Consider the following 16,086-nt stretch of genomic DNA (forward strand, 5'->3'; position numbering starts at 1 on the left):
GGAAAGCAGTAGTATTAGCAGCCATAGCGTCGGCACGTAGCGCAGCCTGGTAGCGCACCGTCATGGGGTGTCGGGGGTCGGAGGTTCAAATCCTCTCGTGCCGACCAAAAATCCCTAAAAAAACCAACCCTTGCGGTTGGTTTTTTTTATGTCTGCGATTCCGCATTCCTGAGTTTTACAGCAGCCTTCAGCACAGGTTTTACTACTTACCCATGCACAAATTGGGGTAAAATTCATCCTCTCATCAGCGCGATGAATCTGGACGATTGATGCGCTGAAAACAATAATGATACTAATAAAAGCTCAGGAGAATAGTATGCCTGAAGTAACGCCTTTTCGGGTGCTGATTGTCGACGACCACCCACTCATGCGGCGGGGAATTAGTCAATTATTGCAACTGGATCCCGCATTTGACGTAGTCGCTGAAGCTGGCGACGGCGCAAGTGCTATCGATCTGGCAAACCGTCTGGACCTTGATGTGATCCTGCTGGATCTCAATATGAAAGGTATGAGCGGGCTGGACACCCTGAATGCGCTGCGTCGGGACGGCGTCACCGCGCAAATTATTATTCTTACCGTATCGGATGCCGCCAGCGATGTGTACGCCTTAATTGATGCCGGCGCGGATGGTTATTTACTGAAAGATAGCGATCCTGAAGTCTTGCTGGAAGCCATTCGTAACGGTGCCAAAGGTGGTAAAGCGTTTAGCGCTCGCGTTAGCGAATATCTGCGCGAACGTGACCTGTTTGGTGCGCAGGAAGATCCATTCAGCATTCTCACCGAACGCGAGCTGGATGTATTGCATGAACTTGCTCAGGGACTGTCGAACAAACAGATTGCATCAGTGCTGAATATTTCTGAACAGACGGTGAAGGTGCATATTCGCAACCTGCTGCGCAAACTCAATGTGCGTTCTCGCGTTGCTGCCACCATCCTGTTTTTGCAAACGCGCGGCATGCAGTAATCAATGAGATGCCGGATGACGACGCAGCAGCGTCTTATCCGGCCTACAAAGCTCGCACAGGCCCGAAAGCAGCACGCCTTCGGGTAATCTGGACTCTTACTTCTCCTGCGGCGTTAGCTGCTCCATCGCCTGCTTAATGCTGCGTTCTATCACCGCCCGACGGGTATCATTGGCCGGTAATAATTTCAGCATCATCTCCCACGCCGCAACCGCCTCGCCGAAGCGCTGCTGTTCAAAAGCGTTAAACGCGTACATGCTGAGAACCCGCACGTTGGCATGCTCGCCGCGCACCAGCTGGCGTAACAGCTCCCCTCCCCGGCGGTTATCGTCAGGATCGGATGAACGGGTCAGTGCTTCCGCATAACCCAGCGCCGCATCGCTGTTTTTAGGATCCAGTCGATAGGCATTGGCATAGGCTTCAGTGGCCGTACTGGCGTTACCGAGTACCATGCCAATACGCCCAAGCATGATCCAGCCTTCAACGTTTGTAGGATCGGCTTGTAAACGCGTGCGCAGCCCCAGCGCCAGACGTGTCATATCTTCTTCATTGAGCGGGTCAGCTTTCGGATCCAACGCGCGTTCCAGCAGCGCCGGAGCCTGAGCGGTGGCCTGCTGCCAGACCTGAACCTGCTTATAGTTGCCGGTTTCATAATAGCTCACCGCGCCAACGATCAGCGCCACCACGATGCCGGGCACAAACAACCCAAATCCACCGCGCTTGCCATCCGGGATAACGTCGTCAGGAAACTCTTCAAGCTTCACCCGGACGCGTCGGCGAGTACGGGCAAAAATAATCCAGCCGCCCAAACCAATCGCTACCACCGGCATCACCCACAAAAGCACAGTAAGCGGCGTCAACGGCGGATCGTAAGTGACAAAGTTGCCGTAGCGCGCCACCATGTAGTCGACAATCTCTTTCTGGCTTTTCCCTTCCTGCATCAGTTCGTACACTTTCTGGCGCAGGTCAGTGGCAATCATTGAGTTAGAATCGGCGATACTGTTGTTCTGACATTTAGGACAGCGCAGCTGTTCGGTAAGCTGACGGAACTGCTGCTCCTGCGCTTCATCCTTAAACTGCATCACATCGATGGTCGCCAGCGCAGATCCCGAGATAACCAGCATCAGCAGGCCCAGTAAAAATCTCATTGCGCAGCCTCCTTACTGTACTTATCCCACAACGGTTTGATCTCGCTCTCCCACACCCTGGCATTCAAATCACCGGCATGGCGATAGCGAATAATACCTTTACCGTCGATCAGGAACGTTTCCGGCGCGCCGTACACGCCAAGATCCAGACCAAGCATACCGTCGCCGTCAAACAGGCTTAATGAGTAAGGATTGCCCAGCTCTTTCAGCCAGACAATGGCTTTCTGACGATCGTCTTTATAGTTCAAACCCACCACCCGCACGCCTTGTGCAGATAGCTGGTTCAGATACTGATGTTCGGCGCGACAGGTCGGACACCAGGTCGCCCAGACGTTCAGCAGTACCGGTTTGCCCTGGGTCAGCACATCGGCCTGATAATGCTGACCCGGATTCTCCAGCGACTCCAGGCGAAATGTCGGAACGGGTTTGCCGATCAGCGCCGATTCCAGATTCGTGGGATCGTCTCCCTGAGCGTTACGCGCCAGCTGCCACAGCAGCGCCGCTGCAATGATCAGAAAAATAATAAACGGAATTAACAGTGCGTTGCGCTTCATACAACCTCCGACGCATTTTTTTGCACCGCTGCGCGAGGACGCGTGCGCTGACGGTAGCGTGGATCAAACAGGCAGAACAATCCGCCCAGCGCCATCAGCAATCCTCCGGCCCAAATCCAGCGAATAAACGGTTTGTAGTACAGACGCACAGCCCATGCGCCGTTATCCAGTTCTTCACCCAGCGCGGCGTACAGATCGCGCGTGAATCCGCCGTCAATTGCCGCTTCGGTCATCATCGAACTGGTGCTGTTATAGAAGCGTTTTTCCGCATGCAGCGTGGCTTCCGGTTTACCATCTCGGGTAACGCCAATAATGGCGACACCGCCCCGGTAGTTAGGTCCGGTAATATCTTTCACTTCGCGGAACGTGAACTGATAGTTATGGATACTAACGCTATCACCTGCTTTCATGCGCACATCGCGTTCAACGCTGTAGTTCTGGCTGAAGGCAATACCGACAATAGTAATCGCCAGCCCAACGTGGCCCGACACCATGCCCCAATAGCTTGGTGTTAACTTCGTTCCGCGGGAAACACGCAGGAACGCTTCGGACATCGCCAGCACGAATATCCAGCATGCCATCGCCAGCCCTACCACCGTCATAGCGGCAATGCGATCCTCAAACAACCACGGCAGCAGCAGCGACAGAACAAGCGTGGTGACAAACGCGATAATCAGTAACGTTTTCAGTTTACGCGGTCGGTCACGGCCCCAACGCACTAATGGCCCAATTCCCAGCAACAGCGCGAACGGCGCCATCAGCCAGGTAAACATGGTGTTGAAGAACGGTTCGCCAATCGAAATGCTGCCCAGACCCAGCTGTTTGTGCACCAGCGGCAGCAGCGTGCCCAAGAGCACCACCAGCATGGCGGCAATCAGCAGAACGTTGTTGCCCAACAGCAGAGATTCACGCGACCACAGCGCGTTGTTCACCCGTGAGCGGACCTTGTGACCGCGCACCGCAAACAGCAGCAGGGAGCCGCCAATCACCAATACCATAAAGGCCAGAATAAACATCCCGCGCGACGGATCGGAGGCGAAGGCATGCACCGATACCAGCACGCCGGAGCGCACCAGGAAAGTACCTAACAGGCAAAGCGAGAATGCGCAGATTGACAGCAGCAGCGTCCAGGCTTTAAAGCTGGCACGCTGTTCGGTTACCGACAGCGAGTGCATCAGCGCCGTTCCCACCAGCCATGGCATAAACGAGGCGTTCTCAACCGGATCCCAGAACCACCAACCGCCCCAGCCCAGCTCGTAATAGGCCCAGGCCGAACCGAGCACAATACCCAGCGTCAGGAACACCCACGCCGCCAGCGTCCACGGACGCGAAAAACGGGCGAAGGTACTGTCCAGTCGTCCGCTCATCAGCGCGGCAATCGCAAACGCAAAGGCCACGGAGAAGCCGACATACCCCATGTACAGTAACGGCGGATGGAAAATCAGTCCCGGATCCTGCAATAGCGGGTTCAGGTCGCGCCCTTCAATAGGGAAGTTGGGCAACGTACGGGCAAACGGATTGGAGGTAAACAGAATAAACAGCAGAAAGCCAACGCTTACCATCCCCATTACCGCCAGCACGCGGGCAACGATGTCCAGCGGCATACGCTGGCTGAATGCCGCAACGGCGAACGTCCAGCCGCTCATCAGCAAAACCCATAGCAGCAGAGAGCCTTCATGGGCACCCCAGGTTGCTGCCACCCGATACCAGACCGGAAGCTGGGTATTGGAGTTGCTGGCAACGTAGGTGACGGTAAAGTCATTAACCACGAAGGCGTTGACCAGAATCAGGAACGCCCCCATCACGCAGATAAACAGAACCCAGGCAAAAGGCCGCGCGGAGGCCATCATTCGCACGTCACCGCGCGCTACGCCCCACAGCGGATAGACCGACAGTAGTAACGCCACGCCGAGCGCAAGGCACAACAGCGCATTGCCAATTTCAGGCATCATGACGTTTTATCCTTATAAACACTTTCCGGGCGACGATGGTTTTCCTGCATCGCTTTTTCGACTTCCGGCGGGGTGTAATTCTCATCATGTTTGGCAAGAACCTCTTTGGCCTGCACATGATTTCCTTCGTCCAGTTCGCCCTGAACAACGACACCCTGCCCTTCGCGGAACAGATCCGGCAGAATGCCTTCGTAGGTGACATCCACCACACCTTCGGCGTCATAGATACTGAAATTCACCTTCAACGACTGCGGATCGCGCTTTACGCTACCGGGCATCACCATTCCGCCCACGCGCAGGCGCTGACCGACTTCGGGCATCTGCTGCGTTTCGCGCTTACCGTAGAGTATCTCTCCCGGCGTATAGAACAGGTCAATATTAGAACGCAGCGCATAAAGCACCAGCGTAATGGTCAATGCCAGACCCGCCAGTACCGCACAGGCTATCCATAACCGATTTTTACGTCGAATATTCACGCCGCCTCCCGTTGCACTTGCGCCGCACGCATACGCGCTTCTCTCGCCCGCTGCTGCGCTACACCGCGTAAAATTGCGCGATGTTGTAACGTGGAATGCAGTACCAGCACCACCAGCGGGATAACGCTCATCGCTACGGCAAGCCAGACATACAAGGCGTAGCCGCCCATCGCGAAAAAATCACTCCATGATGCAAATGCAGGGGTCATTGGCGGCCTCTTTTTAAGATCAGTTCGCTCACCCACGGGCGGCGTTTTTCCATCATCAAAATCAGGTTACGCATGCGCATCAGCGCCAGCGTGACAAACAGTAACAGGTAGCCGACGATCGCCAGACGCAGCGGCGTACGCATCGCCGGATCGATGCTTTGCTGCATGCGGGTAGAACCCTGATGCAGCGTATTCCACCACTCAACCGAATAGTGGATAATCGGTAAGTTGACCACGCCAATCAGCACCAGAATACCGGCGGCACGACCTGCCAGACGGCGGTCGTCAAAGGCATGCCACAGCGCAATGGCGCCCACGTAGAGAAACAGCAGCACCAGTTCAGAGGTGAGTCGGGCATCCCAGACCCACCAGGTTCCCCACATCGGTTTGCCCCATGCGGAGCCGGTCACCAGCGCAATAAAGGTAAACACTGCACCAATCGGCGCCATCGCAGCCAGCGCCAGATTGGCCATTTTCATCTGCCAGACCAGGCCGATAAACGCGGCAACAGCCATCGAGGCATAAATGCCCATCGACCAGATTGCCGCCGGAACGTGCAGATAAATAATGCGATAGCTCTGTCCCTGCTGATAGTCCGCAGGCGCAAAACCAAAGCCCCAGACCCATCCCGTTATCAGTACCACCGCGCTGGCAATCGCCAGCCACGGGATAAACCAGCCACAGATCTGATAGAGCCGAGGGGGCATCGCCAATTGATGAAGTGTTTTCCACATAGTTCAGTCACCAGACTCCATAAATTAAAATCCGTTGTGCCAGAGCACCTTGCCCGGCCTACACATCTAATTCTCGTTACTGCACGCTTATCCGTAACGCCGCAGCTGTGGCAAACGGGCTTAACGTGGCGCTGCCGACCAGCAACGCGCCCAGAATTGCCATGTACCCTTCAACCGGTAAGTGCATAGAAGCCGCATCCATCGCGGCGGTTGCAAAAATCAGTAAGGGTATGGTGAGCGGGAGCACCAGCACGCTTAACAACACGCCGCCGCGCTTTAAGCCCACCGTCAGCCCCACACCCGGCGCACCGAGGAAGCCCAGCGTCGGCGTTCCGAGTAACAACGTCAGCGCCATAATTTTCCAGCTGTACATATCCATGCCCAGCAGCAGCGCCACTAGCGGCGAGAGAATCAACAGCGGCAGGCCGGTCACGACCCAGTGCGCCATCACTTTCGCCAGCACCACGGCCGGTAGCGGTAACGGCAGCAGCATCAGTTGCTCAAGGCTGCCGTCCTGCAGATCATCACGAAACAGGCGTTCCAGCGCCAGCAATGACGCCAGCAGCGCCGCAACCCAAATGATGCCCGGCGCAATGCGCGCCAGTAGCTGCGGCTCCGGCCCAATGCTCAGGGGGAACAGCGTAATAACAATCAGGAAGAACCATAAAGGATTGGCGATTTCCGCACTATGACGAAACGCAACTCGCAGTTCTAAACGGAAGATTCGCCACATCATTGCGTTGCCCTCTCGCTGGTCAGCGCAATACGTCGCACTTTATCGGTTTCGACATTGAGCGGTTGGTGGGTGGTGAGAATAACAATACCGCCCTGCTCCGTATGCTGCGCCATACGCTGAGTCAGTCGCTCAACGCCGTTCACATCAATGGCGGTAAAGGGTTCATCGAGGATCCATAGCCGGGCGCGGGTCAGCCACAAACGGGCCAGCGCCACGCGCCGCTGTTGTCCGGCGGAGAGCTGGTTCACCGGAATATCTTCATATCCGGCAAGTCCCGCCTGTGCCAGCGCAGCCAGACACTGTGCAATGTCGCCGTCATGATGGAAGAAACGCAGGTTCTCCAACGCCGAAAGCCGGGTTTTTATCCCCGGCTGATGTCCGATCCACAGCAGTTGCTGATGGTAGCTGTCCCGCACGTGATGCAGCGGCTGCTCTTGCCAGCAAACCTCCCCTGCATCGGGACGCGCCAGCCCAGTAAGCAACCGCAGCAGAGTAGTTTTCCCTGCGCCGTTGCTGCCGGTAATTTGTACCCATTCCCCTGCGTTGACGCGAAATGACAGATTGCTGAACAGTATTCTGTCATCTCGCTCGCAAAGTAATTCTCTGGCTTCAAGCATACCTGGTTATCTACATCCTGTTAAAAGCCCGGTTTGACTTCGCGCATATCAGGCAGTTTGTGCGCTATCCCTTTATGACAGTCAATACAGGTTTGCCCGTCTTTCACGGCCTGGTCGTGCATTTTGGCCGCAACGCCTTTCTGGGCGGTTAAATCCATAAACTCGAAGTTGTGACAGTTTCGGCACTCTTGCGAATTATTATCTTTCATACGCCGCCACTCATTTTGCGCCATCGTCAGACGATGGTCTTCAAATTTCTGCGGTGTATCTATCAGCCCCAGTGCTTTCGCGTACAGCTCTTTACTGGCCTTGATCTTACGAATCATTTTCGGGCCCCACTCATGCGGGACGTGGCAATCAGGGCAAGTCGCTCGCACACCACTGCGGTTGTTGTAGTGTACGGTTTCCATGTATTCCTGGTATACCGTATTGCGCATTTCGTGACAGCTAATGCAGAACTCTTCTGTATTGGCCTTTTCCATACCGGTATTAAAGCCGCCCCAGAAAATAATGCCGCCCACAAAGCCGATTAACAACAGCGTGCCGAGCGCCAGACGGCTGGGGCGACGCCACCATTGCCAGACGCGCTTAATCCAGCCTGGTTTACGGTTAGAATTTTCCATAATGACCTCTTATTTCCCGTAACCTTTCGAGGGGGTGAAGGTATTTTCAACAATCGGCGCGGCGTCAGCCTGCGGAACGTGACATTGCAGGCAGAAATAACGACGCGGCGCAACTTCAGCCAATACCTTGCCGTCGCTGTCCATAAAGTGCGTCGGACTGATGCGCGGCGCACCGGTGGTGCGATAGCTTTCCACACCGTGGCATTGCAGGCAGCGGTTAGTGTTAGTCGTCACCTGATACCCTTCAACGCTATGCGGAACCATCGGCGGCTGATTCACATAGTTCAGCGGCATGCGCTCTTGCTCTTTCGGCATGCGAATCGCCCCTTCCTGTGTTCCTGAGACTTCCGGTGACTGGCTCAGATCCACTCCATTTGCAGCCCAAACGGCCCCACTGACGACCAGGGCAAGCAGGGCCGTCCATTGACACAGCGTCTTAATCAGGTCATGGCTTTTCATGATTTCGCTCCCGAACTCCATCGTGTTGTTATTGTAAAAACATCCTCAGAACAGACATCCACGCAGCGACCGCAGGCCATGCAATCGCGGCTGGTTACCTGCACCGGACTTTGCTCATCCAGCACCGGCGCACGTAGCACATGCGGTTCCGGGCAAACATGAAAACAATCCATACAGCGGTTACATCTGTTACGTTCTTTTGCCGAAACGGTTAATGCCCCTTTGCTTCCCACCACGCTATACAGCGCACCCAGTGGGCAAAGATGCCCGCACCAGCCATGCTCAACGACCAGTAAATCAAATAAAAACAGCGCGAGGATCAGCAGCGCTCCGCTACCGAATCCCATTACCAGGCTCCGTCCAAGCAGAGAGACTGGATTTATCCACTCCCACAACAGCGTACCGGTCAGGGCGGAACCGACCAGGATAACCACCAGCAGGACGTACCGTATATGGCGTGGCAGGGTTGCGGACTGATTCAGGTCAAACCTTCTGCGCAACCAACTGGCTAAATCGGTAACCGGGTTCATGGGACAAACCCAACTGCAAAACAGTCGCTTACCGGCCAGGGCATACAGCACCGTGATGATAGCTGCTCCCGTTAACGCCACCGTCGCCGGCAGATGCCCGCTGGCCAGGCTTTGCAGAGTAATCAGCGGATCGGTGAACGGGATAGCGTCCAGCAACAGGCTGCTACTGTAGTTGCCATGCAGGATCCACACGCCAAGCCACGGGCCGCTGAGGAACATCGCCAGTATCAGAAATTGACTCAAACGACGCAGCAGCAGCCAGCGATGACTCTTCCACCATCCTTTTTTTGCCTGCGCTTCACGCCCGGCATCACGTTTACGATTTGCCATTGTTCCCCTCCAGCCAACCGAAGCGGTAATGGTGTCCTAACTCCCCTTTCGCCAGCGACAGCGGCAGCACTTTTATTGCTGGCTGTTCCAGTACGCAGACTTTTTCGCATTTCCCACAGCCGGTACAGGCATCGCTGTGCACGGTCGGAATAAACCGCGCATGCTTGCCGGTACGCATATTGCGGTCCAGCTCCAGGGTGATCGCCTCATCAATTTTCGGGCACTCGCGATAGCAAACGTCGCAGCGCAATCCCTGATAGTTGAGGCAGTTTTCGTGATCCAGCAGTACCGCCAGCCCCATACGCGAATCGTCAATGGATTCAATTTCCCTGTCCAACGCGCCGCTCGGGCAGACTTTGGCACACGGAATGTCCTCACACATTTCGCAGGGAATATCACGGGCGACAAAATATGGCGTACCGGCCGCCAGCCCGGAGGCCAGCGTTGCCAGCTTCAGCGTGTCATAGGGACATGCCTGAACGCACTGACCGCAACGTACGCAGGCGCTGGCGAATGCCTCCTCGCTCAGTGCACCTGGCGGGCGCAACCGCACGCCGGTTGCGCGTGCGGTTTGTTGTTGCAACCCCAGCGCCACGCCAACGACGGCCAGCCCGCCCGCTGCGCGAACCATATCGCGCAGAAAGCGGCGGCGGCCATTTTGGGGTTTTGCTGACCGGGACATAACGCGTTACACCTTCGCCAGTTTCACGGCGCACTTCTTGAAATCCGTCTCTTTGGAGAGCGGATCCGTCGCATCCAGCGTCAGGTTATTCACCAGCTGTGCGGCATCGAAGAACGGCATGTACACCAGCCCCTGCGGCGGACGGTTACGACCGCGTGTTTCAACAATCGAAATCACTTCGCCACGACGGGAAATCACTTTGACCTTATCGCCACGGCGCAGATCGCGTGCTTTTGCATCCAGCGGGTGGATAAACAGCACGGCTTCCGGGAATGCACGGTGTAGTTCAGGCACACGACGCGTCATACTGCCGGTATGCCAGTGTTCCAGTACACGTCCGGTAGACAGCCACAGGTCATATTCTTTATCCGGCGCTTCAGCAGCAGGCTCAAATGGCAGCGCGAAGATAACCGCTTTACCGTCCGGTTTACCGTAGAACTTGTAGCTTTCACCTGCTTTCACGTAAGGGTCGTTGCCTTCGCTGTAGCGCCACTGGGTCTCTTTACCCTCAACGACTGGCCAGCGTAAACCGCGCGCTTTGTGGTAATCGTCAAATGGCGCAAGATCGTGCCCGTGACCGCGGCCAAACCAGGCGTACTCTTCGAACAAGCCTTTTTGCAGATAGAAGCCCAGCTCGCGGGATTCATCGTTCAGTTGATCTTCAGCCAGTTCAGTCACTGGGAATTTCGTTACTGCTGGCGTAGCAAACAGCACGTCATACAGCGTTTTACCGCGCAGTTCCGGTTTTTGTGCCAGCAGCTCTTCCGGCCATACTTCTTCTGTTTTGAAGCGACGAGAGAACTGCACCAGTTGCCACAGATCCGATTTCGATTCGCCCGGCGCTTTAATTTGCTGACGCCAGAACTGTGTACGGCGTTCCGCGTTCCCGTAGGCGCCTTCTTTCTCTACCCACATCGCGGTCGGCAGGATCAGGTCAGCCGACAGGGCGCTGATCGTCGGGTACGGATCGGAGACGATGATGAAGTTACGCGGATCACGCCAGCCCGGCATACGCTCTTCGTTGATGTTCGGACCGGCCTGCATGTTGTTAGTACACATCGCCCAGTAGACATTGAGCTTGCCATCTTTCAGCGCGCGGTCTTGCGCCACGGCGTGCAGACCAACTTTTGCCGGAATGGTCCCTGACGGAATATTCCAGTGCTTCTCACAGATATCGCGGTGTTTTTCGTTCGTTACCACCATGTCCGCAGGCAGACGGTGGGAGAACGTACCGACTTCACGCGCGGTGCCGCAGGCTGAAGGCTGGCCGGTCAGAGAGAACGGGCCGCAGCCTGGCTGGGAGATTTTGCCAGTCAGCAAGTGCAGGTTATAGACCAGGTTGTTGGCCCACACGCCGCGGGTGTGCTGGTTAAAGCCCATCGTCCAGTAGGAGATGACTTTTTTCTTCGGATCGGCATACAGCTGCGCCAGCTGTTCCAGCTGATCTTTCGGTACGCCGGTCATTTCGGCGGTTTTATCCAGCGTGTACTCAGCAACGAAGGCTTTGTAATCCTCAAAGCTCATCGGTTCAGAAGCATCGGATCCCGGGTTTTTCGCCGCTTTTTCCAGCGGATGGGTTGGACGCAGACCGTAGCCGATGTCCGTCACGCCTTTACGCAGGTTAACGTGCTTGCTAAAGAAATCCTGGTTAATCGCATTGTTTTGAATGATGTAGTTCGCGATGTAGTTGAGGATCACCAGATCGGTTTGCGGCGTGAAGACCATACCGTTATCCGCCAGCTCAAAGCTGCGGTGCTGGAAGGTGGAGAGAACCGCGACGTTCACGTTAGGATCGGACAGACGACGGTTGGTGATGCGCGACCACAGGATCGGGTGCATCTCCGCCATATTCGCGCCCCACAAGACGAAGGCATCGGCATGTTCGATATCGTCATAGCAGCCCATCGGTTCATCCATACCGAAGGTACGCATAAAGCCGACTACCGCTGAGGCCATGCAGTGACGTGCGTTCGGGTCGATGTTATTGGAACGGAAACCCGCTTTAAACAATTTGGCAGCGGCATAACCTTCCCAAATCGTCCACTGGCCAGAGCCGAACATACCGATAGACTCAGGGCCTTTCTCTTTCATCGACGTTTTGAATTTCTCTTCCATCACGTCAAAGGCCTGGTCCCAGCTAATCGGGGTGAACTCGCCTTCTTTGTGATACTTGCCGTCTTTCATGCGCAGCATCGGCTGCGTTAAACGGTCTTTTCCGTACATGATTTTCGGCAGGAAGTAACCTTTGATGCAGTTGAGCCCACGGTTAACCGGCGCATCCGGATCGCCCTGGCATGCCACAACACGCCCTTGCTGCGTTCCGACCAATACGCCACAGCCCGTCCCGCAAAAACGGCACGGGGCTTTGTCCCATTTAATGGCTTCTTGCTGACCGACTACCGCGCGGGCAACGCCCGGCACGCTTAACCCGGCAGCCGCCGCAGCGGCCGCAACGGCGTTAGCTTTCATAAAGCTACGACGACTGAGTTTCATGGTGTTTCCTCACCTTGCTCATCCTGCTGGTGATAAACCAGCGACACCGCCAGTACGCCCGCAACGTTGCGTACTGACTCAATTGTTTTCATTAGCGTTTCACTTTGCTCAGCTTCCACCACCACAATCAACTGACCACTTTCCACATCGCTGAGTGCAACTTCGCAACCGGGAAAAGAACGCAACTGCGTGGCGATATCGTTGATATGCTGGCTTTTGGCCTGAACGACCAGGCTGCAGACCTGCCAGTTATTGTCCATGGTTGTACTCCGCGTTAATGGCTGATACCGGGCAGATAGCGACACAGGCGCCACATCCGTTACAGTCCTGATTGTCGAGCTGCGGCTGATAAATGCCGGACAGCGAGGGACGAAAGGTTATTGCCATGGGCTCACAGCTATCCTGACAGCGGTGACATTCAACGGACTGATGTGCGAGACAGTTTTCCCCAATCGTAAAATTCAGATCCCATGCCCTGGTGTGGCGCGGAAGAAAAAGTGATTCGGGACAGGCTTCTGCGCAGGCATAGCAAAAGCTGCACTCGCCGTGTTTGAAATTTACGCTCGGGTAACCACCCTGGCCTCGCTGCAGGATGTCGGTTTCGCACGCCTGGATACAGGCGTCACAACGGAGGCAATGGGCCAGAAAGTGAGAGTCTTCCTTGCTCCACGGCGGACGGATCCCTGCGCTGGCGTTTCGCCAACTGCCTGTCAACATACCTCGACGGGATAAATCAACCATGACATTGTCCTTCCATAATGACGCCCTCCCTCGGCGGGTTGAACGACATAAAAAACTGCACTATTTATGAGTAGTTATTTTTAGCCGTAAGATATTTCAGGATGTGTTAGAGGTGCATACCCCAATTGGGGTAAATGCTGTTGCCGGATCAAAGGAGTGTTGAGTTGGCGGGAAAAAATGCGCTTTTGCTCACATTTCAATGAGTTATATAACCATGTATATAACGGATTATTCAAAAAGACAAAGATCTCAATTTTAGGATAATTCCTAGGATATATCGCTACTTTGGCAGAAAAAAACTATCGAATACACTTTAAATATAAGTAAATCCAGATTAATAGATTATCCAAATATGTTAACCTGCTACAGACTCGTTCATAAGACAGAAGAAAGGAAACACTGTGAACAATAAGATGAAGACAATTGCCCCTGCCGTACTTTTCGCCGCCTTTGCCAGCACCTCTGCATGGGCTGCCAGTAACGAAACCGCCGCTCAGCCGCTGGAAAAAGTCGCCCCTTATCCCAAGGCGGAAAAGGGTATGAAGCGCCAGGTTATCCAGCTTACCCCTGAGAAAGATGAATCTACTCTGAAAGTAGAACTGCTGATCGGACAAACGCTGGAAGTTGACTGTAACCAACACCGCCTGGGCGGAGAACTGGACAGCAAAACGCTGGAAGGTTGGGGATATGACTACTATGTCTTTGACAAAGTTACGTCTCCGGTTTCAACCATGATGGCCTGCCCGGACGATAAGACAGAGAAGAAATTCATTACTGCGCATCTGGGTGATGACGGAATGCTGCGTTACAACAGCAAGCTGCCGATTGTGGTCTACACCCCGGAAAACGTGGACGTTAAATACCGTATCTGGAAAGCGGAAGACAAAATTCAGGACGCAGTCACGCGCTAAGTGAGAATGTGCCGGATGGCGGCGTACCGCCTTATCCGGCCTACAGATGCATAAACAATGCCGGATAAGCATAGTGCCATCCGGCATTTTATTTTACAGCGCTATATCCGCAACGACTTTCTGTTCAGGCTGCGGTTGTGCCTGAGGTTTCAGTTGTGGTTTCGGTGCTTCATCAGCAACCTGCGGCTTGTCATATTTCAGACCCAGAACCTCACTGGTGTACTGCAGCTCTTGTTCCGTAGCCTCAACGTTACCGTTCAGCTTAGTACCATAAGACGGAATAATGGTTTTCAGCTTCGCCTGCCACTCGGGGCTGGCTACTTTATCTTTAAACACTTTTTCCATCAGATGCAGCATGATCGGTGCCGCGGTTGATGCGCCCGGAGAAGCTCCCAGCAGCGCTGCAATCGTGCCTTCTTTATCGCTGACGACTTCAGTGCCCAGACGCAGCACGCCGCCCTTCTCCGCATCGCTTTTGATGATCTGCACACGCTGGCCCGCCTGCCATAAACGCCAGTCTTCTTTTTTCGCCTGTGGATAGTACTCTTGCAGCGCAGCAAAACGGTCGTCGTCGCTGAGCATCACCTGGCTCACCAGATATTTCACCAGATCGAAGTTATCCAGACCCACGTTGACCATCGGCATAAAGTTCGAGGTGGTGGTCGAACTGAGCAGATCCCACAATGAACCGTTTTTCAGGAACTTGGTGGAGAATGTCGCGAATGGCCCAAACAGCACAACGCGCTTGCCATCAAGGATACGGGTATCGATATGCGGTACAGACATCGGCGGCGCGCCAACGGAGGCCTGACCGTACACTTTCGCCAGGTGGCGATTGACCACATCCGGATTTTCTGCAACCAGGAACTGCCCGCCAACCGGGAATCCGGCATAGCCTTTCGCTTCCGGAATGTCGGTTTCCTGCAACAGCTTCAGCGCAGCGCCACCGGCACCGATAAAGACAAACTTCGCCTTGATATCGTGTTCCGCTTCGTTATTTTTTAGATCGGCGACTGTGACAGTCCAGCTATTGTCGGCATTACGCTTAAAGCCACGCACTTCGGTGCTCAACTGCAGCGCAAAGTTGGGCTTTTTCTGCAATGAGGTAATCAGTTGGCGGGTGATTTCGCCGTAGTTCACGTCAGTACCAATCTCGGTACGCGTTGCTGCGACTTTCTGCTGCGGATCGCGACCTTCCATGACCAGCGGCGCCCACTCTTTGATCTGCGCGTGGTCTTCGGAATAGCGCATACCACGGAACAGCGTGCTCTGCTGCAGTGCGGTGTAACGGGCACGCAGGAAGTTCACGTTCTCGTCACCCCAGACAAAACTCATGTGCGGAACGGTGGTGATAAAAGAGCGTGGTTCATGCATTACACCATTATTGACCTGATAGGCCCAAAACTGGCGGGAAATCTGGAAGGCTTCGTTAATTTCGACAGCCTTTTCAATGCTGATGCTACCGTCGGCCTTTTTAGGCGTGTAGTTCAGCTCCATCAGTGCGGAGTGGCCGGTTCCGGCGTTATTCCAGCCGTTTGAGCTTTCCTGCGCTACACCATCCAGTCGCTCAACCATGGTCATTGACCATTGCGGCTCCAGCTCCTGTAAATAGGTTCCCAGCGTGGCGCTCATGATGCCGCCGCCAATCAACAGTACATCCGTTTCCTGCTCTTCCGCCGCTTTCGCTTTTGCCGCCATCGAGACAACATTCAGCCCAACGGCCATGGTGAAGAGCATGGCAGTCACTTTTTTCATAATGTTAATGCCTTACTTTTAGTATCGCTTTTTTGCTTTTAATGCAGGTGAAAATCGAACGGCACCAACGGTAACACTTAAGTAAAAATAATTAAATAAAGTTTATAAATTATATTTAAATTTTAAAAATGTTATTAATACGTTGATAATTTATGCGGTTATTGACAATCATTT

At 54.4% G+C, this 16,086-nt stretch carries 18 protein-coding genes and 1 tRNA gene; 3 read left to right on the plus strand and 16 right to left on the minus strand.

Annotated elements, in window-relative coordinates:
* The first annotated feature begins 30 nt into the window (after positions 1–30).
* Positions 31–107, plus strand: a tRNA-Pro gene (locus OGY08_RS05385).
* Between the two features lie 209 nt (positions 108–316).
* Positions 317–964: a nitrate/nitrite response regulator protein NarP gene (narP, locus tag OGY08_RS05390; protein WP_003834605.1), complete on the plus strand. Its 648-nt coding sequence runs from the start codon at positions 317–319 to the stop codon at positions 962–964.
* A gap of 96 nt (positions 965–1,060) precedes the next feature.
* Here narP and OGY08_RS05395 read toward each other — a convergent pair whose 3' ends face one another.
* From OGY08_RS05395 to napF, 15 genes are all read right to left on the minus strand, one after another.
* Positions 1,061–2,110 carry a cytochrome c-type biogenesis protein CcmH gene (locus OGY08_RS05395; protein WP_125362690.1) on the minus strand — a complete coding sequence of 350 codons (1,050 nt, stop codon included), beginning with the start codon at positions 2,108–2,110 and terminating at the stop codon, positions 1,061–1,063.
* Positions 2,107–2,664 carry a thiol:disulfide interchange protein DsbE gene (dsbE, locus tag OGY08_RS05400; protein WP_003834613.1) on the minus strand — a complete coding sequence of 186 codons (558 nt, stop codon included), beginning with the start codon at positions 2,662–2,664 and terminating at the stop codon, positions 2,107–2,109. Before dsbE ends, OGY08_RS05395 begins: the two co-directional genes overlap by 4 nt.
* Entirely contained in the window at positions 2,661–4,616 is a 1,956-nt protein-coding gene (locus OGY08_RS05405; protein ID WP_125362691.1) for a heme lyase CcmF/NrfE family subunit, read from the minus strand. Before OGY08_RS05405 ends, dsbE begins: the two co-directional genes overlap by 4 nt.
* The gene (ccmE, locus tag OGY08_RS05410; RefSeq protein WP_003834619.1) at positions 4,613–5,092 is read right to left on the minus strand and encodes a cytochrome c maturation protein CcmE; all 480 of its coding nucleotides are present in this window, start codon (positions 5,090–5,092) and stop codon (positions 4,613–4,615) included. The genes OGY08_RS05405 and ccmE overlap by 4 nt, the downstream gene beginning before the upstream one ends.
* Positions 5,089–5,301, minus strand: a complete 213-nt coding sequence (ccmD, locus tag OGY08_RS05415; protein WP_048215892.1) for a heme exporter protein CcmD — start codon at positions 5,299–5,301, stop codon at positions 5,089–5,091. The genes ccmE and ccmD overlap by 4 nt, the downstream gene beginning before the upstream one ends.
* Complete coding sequence (locus tag OGY08_RS05420) at positions 5,298–6,035, minus strand: heme ABC transporter permease (RefSeq protein WP_003027538.1); 738 nt, start codon at positions 6,033–6,035, stop codon at positions 5,298–5,300. Before OGY08_RS05420 ends, ccmD begins: the two co-directional genes overlap by 4 nt.
* A gap of 76 nt (positions 6,036–6,111) precedes the next feature.
* On the minus strand, positions 6,112–6,771 hold the full coding sequence (ccmB, locus tag OGY08_RS05425) for a heme exporter protein CcmB (RefSeq protein WP_048215891.1): 660 nt from the start codon (positions 6,769–6,771) through the stop codon (positions 6,112–6,114).
* Positions 6,768–7,388 carry a cytochrome c biogenesis heme-transporting ATPase CcmA gene (ccmA, locus tag OGY08_RS05430; RefSeq protein WP_008785298.1) on the minus strand — a complete coding sequence of 207 codons (621 nt, stop codon included), beginning with the start codon at positions 7,386–7,388 and terminating at the stop codon, positions 6,768–6,770. Before ccmA ends, ccmB begins: the two co-directional genes overlap by 4 nt.
* A gap of 20 nt (positions 7,389–7,408) precedes the next feature.
* Positions 7,409–8,011: a cytochrome c-type protein NapC gene (gene napC, locus OGY08_RS05435; RefSeq protein ID WP_003027548.1), complete on the minus strand. Its 603-nt coding sequence runs from the start codon at positions 8,009–8,011 to the stop codon at positions 7,409–7,411.
* Between the two features lie 9 nt (positions 8,012–8,020).
* A complete protein-coding gene (gene napB, locus OGY08_RS05440) occupies positions 8,021–8,470 on the minus strand; it encodes a nitrate reductase cytochrome c-type subunit (RefSeq protein WP_003834627.1) in 450 nt (149 codons plus the stop codon).
* A complete protein-coding gene (gene napH, locus OGY08_RS05445; RefSeq protein ID WP_003027552.1) occupies positions 8,467–9,330 on the minus strand; it encodes a quinol dehydrogenase ferredoxin subunit NapH in 864 nt (287 codons plus the stop codon). The genes napB and napH overlap by 4 nt, the downstream gene beginning before the upstream one ends.
* Complete coding sequence (gene napG / locus OGY08_RS05450; RefSeq protein ID WP_003834629.1) at positions 9,317–10,012, minus strand: ferredoxin-type protein NapG; 696 nt, start codon at positions 10,010–10,012, stop codon at positions 9,317–9,319. Before napG ends, napH begins: the two co-directional genes overlap by 14 nt.
* A gap of 6 nt (positions 10,013–10,018) precedes the next feature.
* Complete coding sequence (gene napA, locus OGY08_RS05455) at positions 10,019–12,505, minus strand: nitrate reductase catalytic subunit NapA (protein WP_008785300.1); 2,487 nt, start codon at positions 12,503–12,505, stop codon at positions 10,019–10,021.
* Positions 12,502–12,765 (minus strand): chaperone NapD, encoded by a 264-nt coding sequence (gene napD, locus OGY08_RS05460; RefSeq protein WP_003027560.1) that lies wholly within the window; start codon positions 12,763–12,765, stop codon positions 12,502–12,504. The genes napA and napD overlap by 4 nt, the downstream gene beginning before the upstream one ends.
* Positions 12,755–13,246, minus strand: a complete 492-nt coding sequence (gene napF / locus OGY08_RS05465; RefSeq protein ID WP_125362692.1) for a ferredoxin-type protein NapF — start codon at positions 13,244–13,246, stop codon at positions 12,755–12,757. The genes napD and napF overlap by 11 nt, the downstream gene beginning before the upstream one ends.
* 413 nt (positions 13,247–13,659) lie before the next feature.
* On the opposite strand from napF, the gene eco reads away from it, so the two are divergent.
* Positions 13,660–14,157 (plus strand): serine protease inhibitor ecotin, encoded by a 498-nt coding sequence (eco, locus tag OGY08_RS05470; RefSeq protein ID WP_125362706.1) that lies wholly within the window; start codon positions 13,660–13,662, stop codon positions 14,155–14,157.
* 93 nt (positions 14,158–14,250) lie between these two features.
* Here the strand turns inward: eco and mqo are convergent, their stop codons facing one another.
* Complete coding sequence (gene mqo, locus OGY08_RS05475; RefSeq protein ID WP_125362693.1) at positions 14,251–15,912, minus strand: malate dehydrogenase (quinone); 1,662 nt, start codon at positions 15,910–15,912, stop codon at positions 14,251–14,253.
* Positions 15,913–16,086: the final 174 nt, after the last annotated feature.

Source organism: Citrobacter sp. Cpo069 (assembly GCF_030332785.1).
Taxonomy (GTDB): Bacteria; Pseudomonadota; Gammaproteobacteria; order Enterobacterales; family Enterobacteriaceae; genus Citrobacter; species Citrobacter portucalensis.

Coding starts and splice junctions, on each gene's coding strand:
- narP (WP_003834605.1), top strand. CDS start 317: ATGCCTGAAGTAACGCCTTTTCGGGTGCTGATTGTCGACGACCACCCA.
- OGY08_RS05395 (WP_125362690.1), bottom strand. CDS start 2,110: ATGAGATTTTTACTGGGCCTGCTGATGCTGGTTATCTCGGGATCTGCG.
- dsbE (WP_003834613.1), bottom strand. CDS start 2,664: ATGAAGCGCAACGCACTGTTAATTCCGTTTATTATTTTTCTGATCATT.
- OGY08_RS05405 (WP_125362691.1), bottom strand. CDS start 4,616: ATGATGCCTGAAATTGGCAATGCGCTGTTGTGCCTTGCGCTCGGCGTG.
- ccmD (WP_048215892.1), bottom strand. CDS start 5,301: ATGACCCCTGCATTTGCATCATGGAGTGATTTTTTCGCGATGGGCGGC.
- OGY08_RS05420 (WP_003027538.1), bottom strand. CDS start 6,035: ATGTGGAAAACACTTCATCAATTGGCGATGCCCCCTCGGCTCTATCAG.
- ccmB (WP_048215891.1), bottom strand. CDS start 6,771: ATGATGTGGCGAATCTTCCGTTTAGAACTGCGAGTTGCGTTTCGTCAT.
- ccmA (WP_008785298.1), bottom strand. CDS start 7,388: ATGCTTGAAGCCAGAGAATTACTTTGCGAGCGAGATGACAGAATACTG.
- napC (WP_003027548.1), bottom strand. CDS start 8,011: ATGGAAAATTCTAACCGTAAACCAGGCTGGATTAAGCGCGTCTGGCAA.
- napB (WP_003834627.1), bottom strand. CDS start 8,470: ATGAAAAGCCATGACCTGATTAAGACGCTGTGTCAATGGACGGCCCTG.
- napH (WP_003027552.1), bottom strand. CDS start 9,330: ATGGCAAATCGTAAACGTGATGCCGGGCGTGAAGCGCAGGCAAAAAAA.
- napG (WP_003834629.1), bottom strand. CDS start 10,012: ATGTCCCGGTCAGCAAAACCCCAAAATGGCCGCCGCCGCTTTCTGCGC.
- napA (WP_008785300.1), bottom strand. CDS start 12,505: ATGAAACTCAGTCGTCGTAGCTTTATGAAAGCTAACGCCGTTGCGGCC.
- napD (WP_003027560.1), bottom strand. CDS start 12,765: ATGGACAATAACTGGCAGGTCTGCAGCCTGGTCGTTCAGGCCAAAAGC.
- napF (WP_125362692.1), bottom strand. CDS start 13,246: ATGGTTGATTTATCCCGTCGAGGTATGTTGACAGGCAGTTGGCGAAAC.
- eco (WP_125362706.1), top strand. CDS start 13,660: ATGAAGACAATTGCCCCTGCCGTACTTTTCGCCGCCTTTGCCAGCACC.
- mqo (WP_125362693.1), bottom strand. CDS start 15,912: ATGAAAAAAGTGACTGCCATGCTCTTCACCATGGCCGTTGGGCTGAAT.